The following is a 12,011-nucleotide window of genomic DNA, read 5'->3' on the forward strand; positions in this document are numbered from 1 at the left end:
GCTTTTCATCCTTTAATCTTTAACTTTTGAGATTTTGACTAAGACTTACGCAGCAGCGACTCAATACAAAATATTGCGATCGATTAGCGACCATCGCTGGCGACAAAAAGACGTTGTTTTCGCGTAAGTCTTATTTCCAGTCCAAAATCTAAAATCTAAAATCCAAAATCCAGTTAACCTTCTTGGTTTACGAAGGGCATCAAAGCTACAATTCTTGCTCTTTTGATGCTACGAGTCAGGTCGCGTTGCTGTCTTGCCGTCAAACCGGTAATCCGGCGGGGCAAAATTTTACCGCGTTCTGTGACGTATTTTTTGAGCAAATCGACATCTTTGTAGTCGATCGGGTCTCCTGGTTTGATTGGCGAAACGCGCCGGCGAAAGTAAGTCATGGTTTGTTCTTTGTTGACTGTTGACTACTGTTAACTGTTAGTTCCTAGTTATTAGCCGTTAGTTGCTAGCCGTCAGGAAAGCATTTGTTAGTTATCTGCTGTTCGCGGGTCAATATCAATTGCCAACTACTGATGACTGATGACTAATGACTAATGACTAATGACTATTTGATCTCTTTGTGGCCAGTGTGCTTGTTGCAATGGGGGCAGAACTTTTTGAGTTCCAGCCGCGCCGTCGTGTTGCGACGGTTCTTGGTGGTGGTGTACCGAGACACGCCTTTGGAGCGTTTGCTCGCGTTGGTTCGGCACTCAGTACACTCTAGGGTAATTATGATGCGGACGCCTTTAGCCATAATTCTAAATAAATTTCGACTAATTTAAACACAATTTATTATCTTCTCACATTGCTCTGCACTTGGTCAAGCAATCTTCTAACTTTGATGTCGAGGGAGTAGCCGCGCTTGGTTCCGATGACCATCGTCCCGCTGAGTCGATCGTGAAAAGCTTGGGGAAACCGGGCGGTGTCGATGAAAGCAGTGCTACAGTCGATCGCCAGCGGCAGTATCAGCAGCAAGACGGCGGCGTTGGTAGATGTGAGTCCGCCTACACCCGCAAAGGCTAGGGCGGCGCAAATGCCCAGCAATCCCTCGCGCTTGCAAAGTTCCTGCACTCCGGGAATCCGTTGGAATCTAACATCGGCAATTTTCATGTCCAACGCCCAGCGCCCGATACTTTGACCGTGGTTTTTCCTGACGATGGGTACGCGCAGGATCATCCACAGTAGGACAAAAAAGATGGTTTGGGCGATCGGATTAGTGCCGAGAAGCAAGCTGGGCAACCCAACTGCGATCGCGTCGATGCAGAAAGCAGCAGCGCGACGGCCGATCGATACTTTCGGAAGCAGGGGAACTAAGTCGGAACTCATGGGCAAAAAAAAAGAATTACTTTGAAATGCGTAAGTCCTGTTTCTATCGTAATCGAAATCAAGGGGCTTGGAGCCGTAGGGCATAGGGTCAAGGCGCAGCTACATATTAATAAACCTCATCATGGCTTCCAATATCAACCAATAGAATCACCATTTCTAACAATTCCTCATCTTCAGAGAAATTAAAAATTATTCTGCAATCATATGCAACAGAACAAGACCATAATCCGGCTAACTCCCCTCCTAACTTGTGAGACTTCAAAGATGGCGTAAATGGATCATCTGCCAATAGCCTTAACACCTTAGCAATTTGATCCTTTAATTGTGGATTTTTCTTTGTAATCTTCCTAAAAGACCGATTAAATCCACTACTCCAGACAACTTCCATCATCATCTCCTAGTAAATCTGCGATCAAATCATCAACGCTTCCCCTCTTTGCTGTCCCATTCTTAAAAGCTTCCATCACTTCCTTAGCATTCGCCAAAATTTCATCCCGCCGATTCTCGACCCGTCGCTTGCGGATCAACTCAAACAACTGATCCTGATCTTCTATTGATAAACTCTCGACCTGAGCGATAATTTCTTGTAAAGTCATCATACAGCCTCCTTTAAAGTAAAATCAACGAAATATTTCGCCTCCGCCAAAACCCGATCCTTAATCAAATGGCTTAATCCTTGTTCCGTCACAATATCTATCTTATAAGCTAACATATCTTGCAAATCCATCAAGAGCATCGCCTGGGAACCAAGGCGAAATTTTCTGTAAATCATAATCCACCAAAAGGTCAATATCACTACTCTCATCGACAACACCCCGCGCCACCGAACCAAACACCCGTACATTAAACGCCCCATGTCGCAGCGCCACCGCCAGAATATCCTCGCCCTTGGATTGTAATAACTGTTGTAGTTTCATCATACAATTTCCTCAAGCATCAATTTAATACAAACTGCGTAATGTCTCCAAATGTACGCGCGGCGAAGCTATCCCGTAGGGAATCGCCCCGTCCCCAATCCCCCCTGAAGCAAGTTTTAATCAGACTTGCTCTCGCCGTAATTGCGGTTGTTATCATCTTCAACATTCCTCACTCCTTAATTCCCATGTTTAAAGAACCCATATCCGAAGCATCGCCGCCGCCAGAAATCCAGAACGTGCTCGCCGGCAAGCGCAAAATTGTGACTGTGGGCGACAGCATCACCGAAGCCGGGAAATACCCCGGAGGTTACGTTTGGCTGCTGCAACGCTATCTGAATGCCCTGTATCCCGATCGCGAAATCGAGATCGTCAACGCTGGCATCTCCGGTAACAAGGCGACTGATATGCAAGCGCGTTTTCAGAAAGATGCGATCGACAAAAAGCCAGATTTAGTCATGATTAACGCCGGAGTCAACGACGTTTGGCACGCTTTCTTCGACTTCCAAAAGCTTCAGTTTCATCCGCAAGGCAACTTAGCCACCGGAGTATCGCTGGCAGAATACATAGACAAAATAACCCAAATGGTGCAGGCAGCAAAAGCCGCCGGAATTCGAGTCGTCCTGCTTTCTCCTACTCCCATCCGCGAAATTCTAGACGGCCCAGAAAATCGCAGGTTGCAAGAATATGTTGCGGCGATGCGAGAAATTGCCAAGCAAAACCAGTGTTTATTTATCGATTTGAATGCACCTTTTCGGGAAGTGATCGGCACCTATCAAAAACACGCCGGCAAAACTTTAAATTTGTTAGCAGCCGATGGAGTTCACCCCAATCCATCGGGATATCGAATTATTGCTTTTACTATCTTGCGCGGTTTGGGTGTCCCCGCTAAGGATATTGAAAATTTGCAGGTGAAAAATTGATCGGAAGGAAGAAGGAAGAAGGAAGAAGGAAGAAGGGAGAAGAAATTGGAAAAAAGTAGCTGTAGGGTGTGTCGCCCTTGACAATCGCTAAATTTGACAGACAATCTCACAGCGACGCACCTGACAAACTCTCGGCCGTGGAAACAAGCCAAATTGGTTTTTCGGATCAAGACTTTTTAGAAATGGTCTTAGCTGAAAACCCTTATTTTTCGGGCGGGCTAGAAGCCCACCCCACAAGATTCATCCCAAAATTATGCAATGCCAATTTTTCCAGTTTCTCCAATCTCTCAATCTCGCAATCTATCATTTGCTTAATCATCAATCGGCGGATGATAGCGCTTCAACCAACAGCTACCGATAATCACCAACGCCACCACAACAATAATCTCAGTCCAAAAAAACGAAAGGAAATCGCTAGCAGTTCCCACAGGTGGTACTCCCGGTTGAGAGTTGCGAATGGCAGGAAAAGCAAACAACATCACACCAGTCCAACTCAGCATTCCCACTTCCGGTAACTTGCCAGATTTCATCACCTTTAATGCTAGCAGCAGCGCCATACTTGACAGCACCCACATGATCACAATAATCACTAAAGCAAAGAATTTCACCGGAATCGATCGAGTTGCAGCAACATCAATATAAATAAAGATAGACGAATTCTCTTCCATCGGCTTATAACTGATGTCAAAACCGGGAACATCGGCATTAAACTTAAATTCCAGCGGCACGGGATTCAGTTCAAAGGGAGCAAATTTTTTGCCGATCGAAGCCAGCGGATCGATTGAAATAGCCACTTTAGCAATGTGCGTATCAAACGGATAATTATTAATTTTTCCCTTGACTAAGTTAAACTTTAATGCAGGGACAATCATCGGTTTGCCTTCTTTAAAGGTAATTTCCGAATCCACTACATTTGCGCCATTAACTGTCATTAACAAGTCTTGAGCGGGGTAAGTCGGCCCTTTTTTATAGATACCTTTTAGTTCAAACTGTAAACGGGTTTCTAATTCGTTTTTAATCGGGTCTACCCCAATTACCGTCATTTTTACCTCAACCAAGCCTTTGGAGGATACAGTGCTTTTTGGAGCTGGTTTGTAAGGTTCTTGGGCATTAGCATTGTGAGAGTAAATAGATAAGATAATTGCCAAGCTTACGGCGATGCTGCAAATTAAAATAAGTATTTTTTTGAGATTTAATTTGTTGACAGTTTGCATTTTATATAATATATTTTACATCTTGAATAGTTCAGGAATTACGAACAGGGACTAAAGAAACCGGGTTTTTTACCAGAACTTCGGGTAGTAAGCAAGTATTTTCGTAAAAAACCCGATTTCTGGGCACCGTGTAAGAGGCGGACTTTGTTTGTCTATTCGCGATTTTAATTGCCGACTATTACGAACTACGAATCCATAGGAAGCAGTACATTTGGTGTAAAACTTCCGTGCAAACCGTAGGGAATGTGCTGTTTTAAATGCAGGCGCGCTACTGGGCCTTTGGTGATGTCGCTAGCATCTAAAATCGCTAAGGTCGATCGATGATTAGCCGCATCATACATCAAAACTAGCAGCCAGCCGTCATCCTCCGCCATAGCATCGGGACGGGGAACAAAGACAGGTTCCCCCGCAAAACCGCGCGGCGCAGCACTCCAAATTTGCTGCTCTCCTGTCTGGAAATCCATTTTAAGAATAGCTTGCAAAGGAGCATTTCCCGTCGGAGCATCCGCAGCGCCGATATAAAGATATCGATAAGGCTGTCCGACGTTGTTGGGATGCAATGTCGGAAACTCGCAGCACCGAGTTTCAATTACTTGATGGTTGACAGTTTTTTCGTTCAAATTTAACTTAAATCGCCACAATTCCCCCGCTGGAATGGTGTCAAAATCAAGCTCGCGAAAATCGCCGCCCGCCTCTACAGTTGGGAATGAATCGTAACAAACTGAGTCAACAAAAACTTCGCCGTTTTCTTCCCAGGCGTTGCAGTGGTGGAAGACAAAACAAGGTTCGGTTTCTAATATCTTCACCTCGTCAGTGCCGTTGCGGGGAATTAAAATTGCTTGGGTTGGCTTGTTTGGGGAAAATTGAATGCACTGGGCCGCACTCCGAAATCCTAACAAGAATGGTAGGGGATTGAAGCTGACGGGATTTTGGAAAAATATGCAGTAATTCGGGGTAATTACCATGTCATGCAGGAAGGCAAAACCCGGTATTGCGTGGGCGTGTTTCTGCAATAATTTGCCGCTTGCATCGAGTTCGTAAATGGTAATTGTACTTGATAAACCGGGCTTGACGGAAAAGTTGACTAATCTGTCTCCGGCTCCATTTTTGCCTTTTTCAATTCTGGGGTGGGCTGCGAAGGCTTCACCGGGTTCTAAGATGCCGTCTAGGGTGTCTAATCCGAGTGTTTCTAGGCTGCGGGGGTCGAGTCTGTAGGGCTGTGCTGCTTCCCAGAGTGCTAGCAGTTTGTCGCCCCAATATATGATGTTGGTGTTGGCTATGTTTTTGATTTTGACGTCAAAGATGTTGGCTGGCCAGCCTCCGCGTTTCTGTGTGCCGAAAACGCCTCGGTGCAGGATTTTTCCGGCTTTTTGTTCGGCGAGGTAGCCTTCTGTGTGCACGAATCTGTTGCGGAAATGGGCGCGTTTTTCGGAAATTGCGATCGCACAAACCATCCCGTCGCCGTCGAAGGGGTGATGGATGCGCTGGCCGTTGACATCTAGCAATCCGGGCCCGTTGCGAAAGAATGTGCCTTGTAAGCCTTCTGGGATTTCGCCTTCGATGTCGTCAATCCAGTAGTCGGATTCGTTGGGTTGGGATTCGTAGCCGCGCTGCCAGTCTGTGCGATCGTATGATGGTTTTTGGGCTGCTGTTTGGGGTTGGGAAGTTTGTAAGTTTTGCATTGGTGGAATAAGTTTTTATTGATTTAACCGCAGAGGGCGCAGAGAGAAAGTAAGAAAGTAAGAAAGTAAGAAAAAAGGAGATGAAAGGAGATTAAATCAAACTAGAAAGATATTAGCAGTCAATTTTCCTTCTTCTTTCTTCCTTCTTCCTTTATTTGTGTTAGTCGGATCGGCGTTTTTCTGACCTGACTGTGGGTACTAAGTCGGGAAAGTATTCGGGTATGAAGTTCTGTCCGCCTTGTTTGGCACCTCCTAGTTCTGGTTGTAATAGGGGGAGTGATTCTTGATTGTTTTGGTCGCTGCTTTCTGCATTTTCTGCGGGAAGCCAATTTAGGAATGGCAGGGGTAGCAGTGTGGAGAGGTTGGTGATGACTATTAGCAGCCAGAGGTTGTCGAAATTGCGATCGGTAATTCCGAGTAAGTGGGTCAAAAGTGCACCGCCTTCGTGGGAAATAAGTCCGGCTAAGTTGGTGACTGACATTAACACGGCAAATAATGTGGCTTCGACACCGGGAGGACACAATCGCGCTGAGAGTACCAGCACTGGCATATAGGCAATTTGTCCGATTACTGTCAGGATCAGGCTGTCTCCGATGCTGAACCACTGGTCGTCTATTCCTAATGCTCGGTTGGCATGAGTTACTAATAATAATGTAGTCATTCCCAAGGCTGTTGCAATTACTGTTGACCAGCCGAAAATTACTCTAAATGGAATTGCTTTTAGGTATCGCTGAAACAGCCAAATGCCGAGGAGGGAGGCAATGCTGGTGACGAGGCGCACTCGACCGAGAAATTCTGGTTGAAAGCCTAGTTCGTTGGTGGTGAAGAAGAAGAAGGCTGAGTCGGAGCTTGGGGTGGCTTGCCACAGGAAGAGAAAGGCGGTGGGCAACCAAATTGTTTTTTGGGTAACAGCTTGCCGCAGTTGTTTGAATTGTTTTTTTACTGTGTCAAAGTCGGTTTTTTTGTTTACTTTTTCTTCGTGAATTAACCAGGCTGTTGCTGATACGATTAGGGGGAATGATGCGGTAATTAAAAAAATGGTGTTGGTGCCCAAGTGTTGCATCAGGTAGCCGCTGAGGTAGGCGGTGATTAGTCCGCCGAGGGCTGATGCGCCCCAGGATAAGGATTGCAGGGAACCTGCGTCGGTGACGGATTCTTTTCTAGCTCTTTCGACTATGAGGGAGTCGGCGATGACGTCGCTGACGGCGAGGGAGAGGGAACTCAGGGCGATCGCCCCTGTGGCGGCCAGTGGCGTGTGTACAATTGTTGCAAGGCTCACCCATGCTGACGTGCCCAAGAGCCCGGAGAGGACGATGTAAGGTCGTCTGCGGTAGCCGAATATGGGCAAACCGTCCGACATGAAGCCGAACAAGGGTTTGATAATCCAAGGTAGGGCGACAACACCCATCATTGCTGATACTTCGGCCGGAGTCATGCCAAGATCGTCTTTCAGGAAGAAGCTGACGGCTAAGCGAGCTAGTCCGAGAATGCCTTGGACGAAGTAAATCAGTAAGATGGCTATGAGTTCGGGGGTTGGCTCATTCCCAAAGAATACTTTTTCTTTTAAAGATTCTTTGAGTTTGCTGGCGCCAGAGGGTGAAAGAAGCATTTTTGCAATATTTCTTAATGAATCTAAATATTATATAACACATTCTTAATGGGTTGCGGAAACTGTCGGAGGTGGGATATTAAGCTGACGGGCGACTGCCAGCGGGTATAAAATTGTGATGAGCCTGGATTTAAGGATTTTTTGCGATCGATGAAAGCAGAAATTAGCATTGTGTCTCTGGAGGTGGTTTTGGTTTGAGGATTGGGGGTTAATCTAGGCTTATGGCTCAGGGATTTCGATCGGTTTCTGTAGATGGCGTTGATGCGCCTGCTGATTTGTTTGAAAGAAATAAACACAATATTTCTCAGTGGCCGGTGGTGACTACTTTTCGTCTGGGAGAACGCTTGCAAGCGGTGACTGGAAATAATGCTAATCAAATTATGATTGCTGACTCTCAGGGTAAACCTTGGTTGCCGATTTCAACGGATAAGGGTAATTGTTTTGTGCGGGATAACAGCCGTTTTATTAAGCCGATTAGGGAAAATCCTACTAATTTTAAACCTTTGAAATAAGGAACACTCACAATCACAGACGGGACGCCTGTCCCACTAAGAACGAACCATAAAAAAGGAGAACTTATTCAATGAAAATAAAGAGTTTAGATCATGTGACTATCTTGGTGAAAGGCAACAATGCTTTCGCGATCGACCTTTATAACAAACTGCGCCACGAAGAAGGAAACCTTTTCTTCTCTCCCTACAGCATCTCAACAGCGCTGGCGATGACTTATGCGGGTGCTAGAAGCGAGACAGCTTCGGAGATGGACAATGTTTTGCACTTGCAGCTAAAACAAAAGCACCTGCACCCAGCCTTTGCTGCACTGATAGCTGACCTCAATATGGGTCAAAATTCCGGCTATCAACTGAACACTGCTAATCGACTTTGGGGACAGCAGGGGTTTCATTTCCTTGATGTGTTTCTTCAAACTACCCAAGAATACTACAACGCTGCACTAGCATTTGTGGACTTTATGGGAGCTACTGAGGAGACTCGTTGGACGATTAACACTTGGGTGGCGCAACAAACTCAGGAGAAGATTCAAAACCTAATTTGTGCAGGGATTTTAACCAAAGATACACGATTGGTTTTGACTAATGCTATCTATTTCAAAGGCAACTGGGCAAGTCAGTTCGAGCCAATTTCCACAAAGGAAGAACCCTTTACAATTGCACCATATCGGCAGGTTAATGTGCTAATGATGTACCAGAAAGGAGCGTTCCGCTACGCTTCCCTAAAAGACCTAGAAGTGCTGGAACTTCCTTATGTGGGCGATCGGCTATCTATGGTGATTCTCTTGCCAAGGAAGCTGGATGGGTTGGCTCAGTTGGAGCAGCAATTGACAATCGAAAACTTGAAGAAATGGCTATCTTCACTCTCCCTAATGAGCGAGTTATTAGTTTGGTTGCCTAAATTTAAGCTGACTTCAGAGTTTGAACTCAACCAAGCACTTTCAGAGATGGGGATGCCGCTTGCTTTTGATAGGGAAAAGGCTGACTTTACTGGCATGACAACTGCGGAAACTGACTTATCTAACCTAAGTAATGAGCAAGGGCTGTATATCTCAGCGGTAATTCACAAAGCTTTCGTCGATGTGAATGAGGAGGGGACTGAGGCGGCGGCGGCTACAGCGGTTGTGATGCAGGATAGGAGCCTTTCACCAATGTTTAGAGCCGATCGCCCTTTTATGTTTCTGATTCGGGACACTCAATCGGATAGTATCTTATTTCTGGGTCGTATGGTTGATCCACTGGCTGATTAGAATTTAAAACGAAGGAACCGCGAAGACGCAAAGGACGCGAAGCAAGAAAAGAGAGAGATGTCACAACTGCTAGAAGGAGTATTTTATGATTGTCAATCCTGAAAATGTGCCGGATATTACAGGCTCGAATTATCCCCTGAAATTTCAATCTGCGGTGGTGGGAAGGGTGAAAAAACGCTTGGGCGATGCTGCGGGTTTGCAGAATTTTGGGGTGAATTTGGTGCGGCTGGCGCCGGGAAGTTGTTCTGCTCTGAGACATTGGCACAGCCGTCAAGATGAGTTAGTCTATGTTTTGGAAGGGGAGATTACTCTGATTTCTAATGCGGGTGAGGAAGTGCTGCAACCGGGTATGGCGGCGGGTTTTCGGGCTGGTGATGCTGATGGGCATCATTTGGTTAACCGCACGAATGCTGTTGTTGTTTATCTGGAAGTTGGCGATCGCACTCCGGGAGATTCAGCAAATTATCCCGATGATGATTTAATTGCGAAAGCTGACGGTAATAGCTGGATTTTTACTCGCAAAAATGGCGAGATTTATGAGGGTTAAAAAATTATGAGTCAAGTCAATCTTTGGGGCTCGGCAGAACACGCTTTGTGGTATCTGGCTAAGGCTGATGGTATTCCTCACCGCACTGAGGGTGAGGCGGTTTTGTTGGAGGAGGTGCCGAAAACTGTGCGCCGTATTCTGGATGTAGGTACGGGTGATGGACGGTTGTTGGGTTTGCTTAAGTGCGATCGCCCGAATGTTGAGTGTGTGGCGATCGACTTTTCGCCGACAATGCTGGAAAAAGCCAGAATTCGCTTTGCTGATGATAAGAATGTCACGGTAATCGAGCACAATTTTGACGAACCGCTGCCGGATTTGGGCAAGTTTGATGCGATCGTTTCTAGTTTTGCTATCCATCACGTAAAGGACGATCGCAAATTTGACCTTTACACCGAGATTTTCGAGCTTTTGGAACCCGGAGGCATTTTTGGCAATTTGGAGCACGTAGCATCCCCAACAAAGGCTTTACACGAGAAATTTCGAGAGGCGCTCGGTATTAGCGATTCGCCCGACGATCCGTCTAATAAATTGCTCGATGTGGAAACGCAATTGCGCTGGTTTAGAGAAATTGGTTTTACAGATGTAGATTGTTATTGGAAGTGGCGCGAACTCGCTTTATTAGTTGGGGTGAAACCAACCGCATCGCCATCAGATTAGGAGCGCAAATTAAATAACTTACAATTTTAATTGTGATTGTGGGATGGGCGTCCCGCCCGCTCTTTCCAAAGTTATTAGCCGTGGTGCAATATCTCAAATCGTTGGGACTTTAGTCTTCTGAATCTGTGGACTAAATTCCGAACGATCAAACCTTGTTTATCGCTTGAAGTCGAGACTTGCCGTGTCTGATAACGAACCTGCACCGCATTTGCACCTCCTTTCTAGCTTTGAATTGGGATGGGATGGTTTGATGAATCTCATTTACGAGCTAGAACCTGCTGACGAAATACCGGAAACTGATTTAGAACACCACTTTATTATCATAGCTAAAAATGATTTTCGGGCGAGTTTTATGTTTAATGGAAGTTGGCAAGAGGTAGATTATGCCAGCGGCGATATTGCAATTATTCCTGCTATGGTAATTTGAGCTTGGAAAAACTGAGTAGTGCGGTGCAGATTAGTTCGCATTATTTTGTGAGTTTGTTCAAGCAATCTACAGGAGTACACCCCATCAGTATGTGATGAAATGTCGCATCGAGAGAGCAAAGCAGTTGCTTCGGCGGCGGGAGTTGACTCTTGTGGAAATTTGCTGACGGGGTGACAGGTTGCCTGAAAATCAGACAGTCAGGCAATCCTAGACAAATTGCCTAGAAAAAGATAGAGTAAGAAAGCTTCTTACCCAAAAACAATTAAATGATACCAGAATTATATCATGCCCATTTGTCAGAAAAGCTGACACCTTCTAATTACTTATTGACAATTTTATTGATTCAAGTAGTGCAATCGATTAAAGAAGTTACATTGGAAAGCATAGCAACAAAACTAGGGATGCCCATTAAATTTGAAAGTAGAAGAAAAAAGATTCAGAGATTTTTATCGGAGGATGAATGGAGTCTAGATAATATTTGGTTGCCACTGATTGGTTGGATCAAAGGTAATGTCAAACAAAATAAGGTTGTATATTTAGCAATAGACAAAAACGAAATGGCAATCAAATAATATTTTGATGGTCAGCATGATTTGGCGAAAAAGAGCTATTCCTATCTATTGGAAAGTTCTTGACAAACAAGGGAACAGCACATTAGAGAATCAACAATTAGTATTAACGCCAGTATTCGCCGGCTTATCAGATTATAAATTGCTCGTGTTAGGAGATCGTGAATTTTGTAGTGTTACCCTGGCAAACTGGCTGAGGGAGAAGAAAGTAGATTTCTGTTTGCGACTAAAAAAAATGTTTGTATCAAGACGGAATTAGAGTTATGGACCAATACGGTTTACTTAAGGCTTGGGAGGATTTAAAATTACAAAAACAGGAGGATTCATTTTTATGCCAGTACCTCTGTGTTTAACTTTTTTAGATTTAAATTTTGAAACGGGTTTTTTGATAACTCT

At 45.1% G+C, this 12,011-nt stretch carries 16 protein-coding genes; 7 read left to right on the forward strand and 9 right to left on the reverse strand.

Annotated features, from left to right (window positions below; translation table 11 throughout):
• Positions 1-173: 173 nt before the first annotated feature.
• The 6 genes from rpsR to K4039_RS23035 form a co-directional block, all read right to left on the reverse strand.
• Positions 174-389: a 30S ribosomal protein S18 gene (gene rpsR, locus K4039_RS23010; RefSeq protein WP_265238843.1), complete on the reverse strand. Its 216-nt coding sequence runs from the start codon at positions 387-389 to the stop codon at positions 174-176.
• A gap of 164 nt (positions 390-553) precedes the next feature.
• Positions 554-742 carry a 50S ribosomal protein L33 gene (gene rpmG, locus K4039_RS23015; RefSeq protein WP_265238844.1) on the reverse strand — a complete coding sequence of 63 codons (189 nt, stop codon included), beginning with the start codon at positions 740-742 and terminating at the stop codon, positions 554-556.
• Between the two features lie 38 nt (positions 743-780).
• Positions 781-1,314 carry an RDD family protein gene (locus tag K4039_RS23020; protein ID WP_265238845.1) on the reverse strand — a complete coding sequence of 178 codons (534 nt, stop codon included), beginning with the start codon at positions 1,312-1,314 and terminating at the stop codon, positions 781-783.
• Between the two features lie 106 nt (positions 1,315-1,420).
• Positions 1,421-1,708, reverse strand: a complete 288-nt coding sequence (locus tag K4039_RS23025; protein WP_321161648.1) for a type II toxin-antitoxin system YafQ family toxin — start codon at positions 1,706-1,708, stop codon at positions 1,421-1,423.
• Complete coding sequence (locus tag K4039_RS23030; RefSeq protein WP_265238846.1) at positions 1,683-1,913, reverse strand: hypothetical protein; 231 nt, start codon at positions 1,911-1,913, stop codon at positions 1,683-1,685. The genes K4039_RS23025 and K4039_RS23030 overlap by 26 nt, the downstream gene beginning before the upstream one ends.
• Before the next feature lie 99 nt (positions 1,914-2,012).
• A complete protein-coding gene (locus K4039_RS23035) occupies positions 2,013-2,234 on the reverse strand; it encodes a nucleotidyltransferase domain-containing protein (RefSeq protein ID WP_321161649.1) in 222 nt (73 codons plus the stop codon).
• Between the two features lie 38 nt (positions 2,235-2,272).
• On the opposite strand from K4039_RS23035, the gene K4039_RS23040 reads away from it, so the two are divergent.
• Positions 2,273-3,151: an SGNH/GDSL hydrolase family protein gene (locus K4039_RS23040; protein WP_265238847.1), complete on the forward strand. Its 879-nt coding sequence runs from the start codon at positions 2,273-2,275 to the stop codon at positions 3,149-3,151.
• 311 nt (positions 3,152-3,462) lie between these two features.
• Here K4039_RS23040 and K4039_RS23045 read toward each other — a convergent pair whose 3' ends face one another.
• The 3 genes from K4039_RS23045 to K4039_RS23055 all read right to left on the reverse strand — a co-directional run bounded on the left by K4039_RS23045 (position 3,463) and on the right by K4039_RS23055 (position 7,656).
• Positions 3,463-4,365 (reverse strand): DUF4436 domain-containing protein, encoded by a 903-nt coding sequence (locus K4039_RS23045; RefSeq protein ID WP_265238848.1) that lies wholly within the window; start codon positions 4,363-4,365, stop codon positions 3,463-3,465.
• A gap of 185 nt (positions 4,366-4,550) precedes the next feature.
• A complete protein-coding gene (locus K4039_RS23050; RefSeq protein ID WP_265238849.1) occupies positions 4,551-6,047 on the reverse strand; it encodes a carotenoid oxygenase family protein in 1,497 nt (498 codons plus the stop codon).
• A 160-nt stretch (positions 6,048-6,207) separates the two neighbouring features.
• On the reverse strand, positions 6,208-7,656 hold the full coding sequence (locus tag K4039_RS23055; RefSeq protein WP_265238850.1) for a folate/biopterin family MFS transporter: 1,449 nt from the start codon (positions 7,654-7,656) through the stop codon (positions 6,208-6,210).
• 221 nt (positions 7,657-7,877) lie between these two features.
• Here K4039_RS23055 and K4039_RS23060 point away from each other — a divergent pair, with 221 nt between their 5' ends.
• From K4039_RS23060 to K4039_RS23085, 6 genes are all read left to right on the forward strand, one after another.
• On the forward strand, positions 7,878-8,168 hold the full coding sequence (locus K4039_RS23060; protein ID WP_265238851.1) for a hypothetical protein: 291 nt from the start codon (positions 7,878-7,880) through the stop codon (positions 8,166-8,168).
• Between the two features lie 71 nt (positions 8,169-8,239).
• The gene (locus K4039_RS23065; RefSeq protein WP_265238852.1) at positions 8,240-9,415 is read left to right on the forward strand and encodes a serpin family protein; all 1,176 of its coding nucleotides are present in this window, start codon (positions 8,240-8,242) and stop codon (positions 9,413-9,415) included.
• An 85-nt stretch (positions 9,416-9,500) separates the two neighbouring features.
• A complete protein-coding gene (locus K4039_RS23070) occupies positions 9,501-9,962 on the forward strand; it encodes a cupin domain-containing protein (RefSeq protein ID WP_265238853.1) in 462 nt (153 codons plus the stop codon).
• Positions 9,963-9,968: 6 nt separating this feature from the next.
• On the forward strand, positions 9,969-10,619 hold the full coding sequence (locus tag K4039_RS23075; protein ID WP_265238854.1) for a class I SAM-dependent methyltransferase: 651 nt from the start codon (positions 9,969-9,971) through the stop codon (positions 10,617-10,619).
• A gap of 181 nt (positions 10,620-10,800) precedes the next feature.
• Positions 10,801-11,046 (forward strand): hypothetical protein, encoded by a 246-nt coding sequence (locus K4039_RS23080; protein WP_265238855.1) that lies wholly within the window; start codon positions 10,801-10,803, stop codon positions 11,044-11,046.
• A 266-nt stretch (positions 11,047-11,312) separates the two neighbouring features.
• Positions 11,313-11,618, forward strand: coding sequence for a hypothetical protein (locus K4039_RS23085; protein ID WP_265238856.1), 306 nt, complete (start codon positions 11,313-11,315; stop codon positions 11,616-11,618).
• Positions 11,619-12,011 lie beyond the last annotated feature (393 nt).

It is taken from the genome of Lyngbya sp. CCAP 1446/10, from assembly GCF_026130175.1.
Taxonomy (GTDB): Bacteria; Cyanobacteriota; Cyanobacteriia; order Cyanobacteriales; family Microcoleaceae; genus Microcoleus.

Excerpts from the sequence above, each read along its gene's own strand:
- K4039_RS23065 (WP_265238852.1), top strand. The coding sequence starts at position 8,240 with ATGAAAATAAAGAGTTTAGATCATGTGACTATCTTGGTGAAAGGCAAC.
- K4039_RS23070 (WP_265238853.1), top strand. The coding sequence starts at position 9,501 with ATGATTGTCAATCCTGAAAATGTGCCGGATATTACAGGCTCGAATTAT.
- K4039_RS23055 (WP_265238850.1), bottom strand. The coding sequence starts at position 7,656 with ATGCTTCTTTCACCCTCTGGCGCCAGCAAACTCAAAGAATCTTTAAAA.
- rpmG (WP_265238844.1), bottom strand. The coding sequence starts at position 742 with ATGGCTAAAGGCGTCCGCATCATAATTACCCTAGAGTGTACTGAGTGC.
- K4039_RS23085 (WP_265238856.1), top strand. The coding sequence starts at position 11,313 with ATGATACCAGAATTATATCATGCCCATTTGTCAGAAAAGCTGACACCT.
- K4039_RS23025 (WP_321161648.1), bottom strand. The coding sequence starts at position 1,708 with ATGATGATGGAAGTTGTCTGGAGTAGTGGATTTAATCGGTCTTTTAGG.
- K4039_RS23030 (WP_265238846.1), bottom strand. The coding sequence starts at position 1,913 with ATGATGACTTTACAAGAAATTATCGCTCAGGTCGAGAGTTTATCAATA.
- rpsR (WP_265238843.1), bottom strand. The coding sequence starts at position 389 with ATGACTTACTTTCGCCGGCGCGTTTCGCCAATCAAACCAGGAGACCCG.
- K4039_RS23075 (WP_265238854.1), top strand. The coding sequence starts at position 9,969 with ATGAGTCAAGTCAATCTTTGGGGCTCGGCAGAACACGCTTTGTGGTAT.
- K4039_RS23050 (WP_265238849.1), bottom strand. The coding sequence starts at position 6,047 with ATGCAAAACTTACAAACTTCCCAACCCCAAACAGCAGCCCAAAAACCA.
- K4039_RS23060 (WP_265238851.1), top strand. The coding sequence starts at position 7,878 with ATGGCTCAGGGATTTCGATCGGTTTCTGTAGATGGCGTTGATGCGCCT.
- K4039_RS23020 (WP_265238845.1), bottom strand. The coding sequence starts at position 1,314 with ATGAGTTCCGACTTAGTTCCCCTGCTTCCGAAAGTATCGATCGGCCGT.
- K4039_RS23035 (WP_321161649.1), bottom strand. The coding sequence starts at position 2,234 with ATGATGAAACTACAACAGTTATTACAATCCAAGGGCGAGGATATTCTG.
- K4039_RS23045 (WP_265238848.1), bottom strand. The coding sequence starts at position 4,365 with ATGCAAACTGTCAACAAATTAAATCTCAAAAAAATACTTATTTTAATT.
- K4039_RS23040 (WP_265238847.1), top strand. The coding sequence starts at position 2,273 with ATGTCTCCAAATGTACGCGCGGCGAAGCTATCCCGTAGGGAATCGCCC.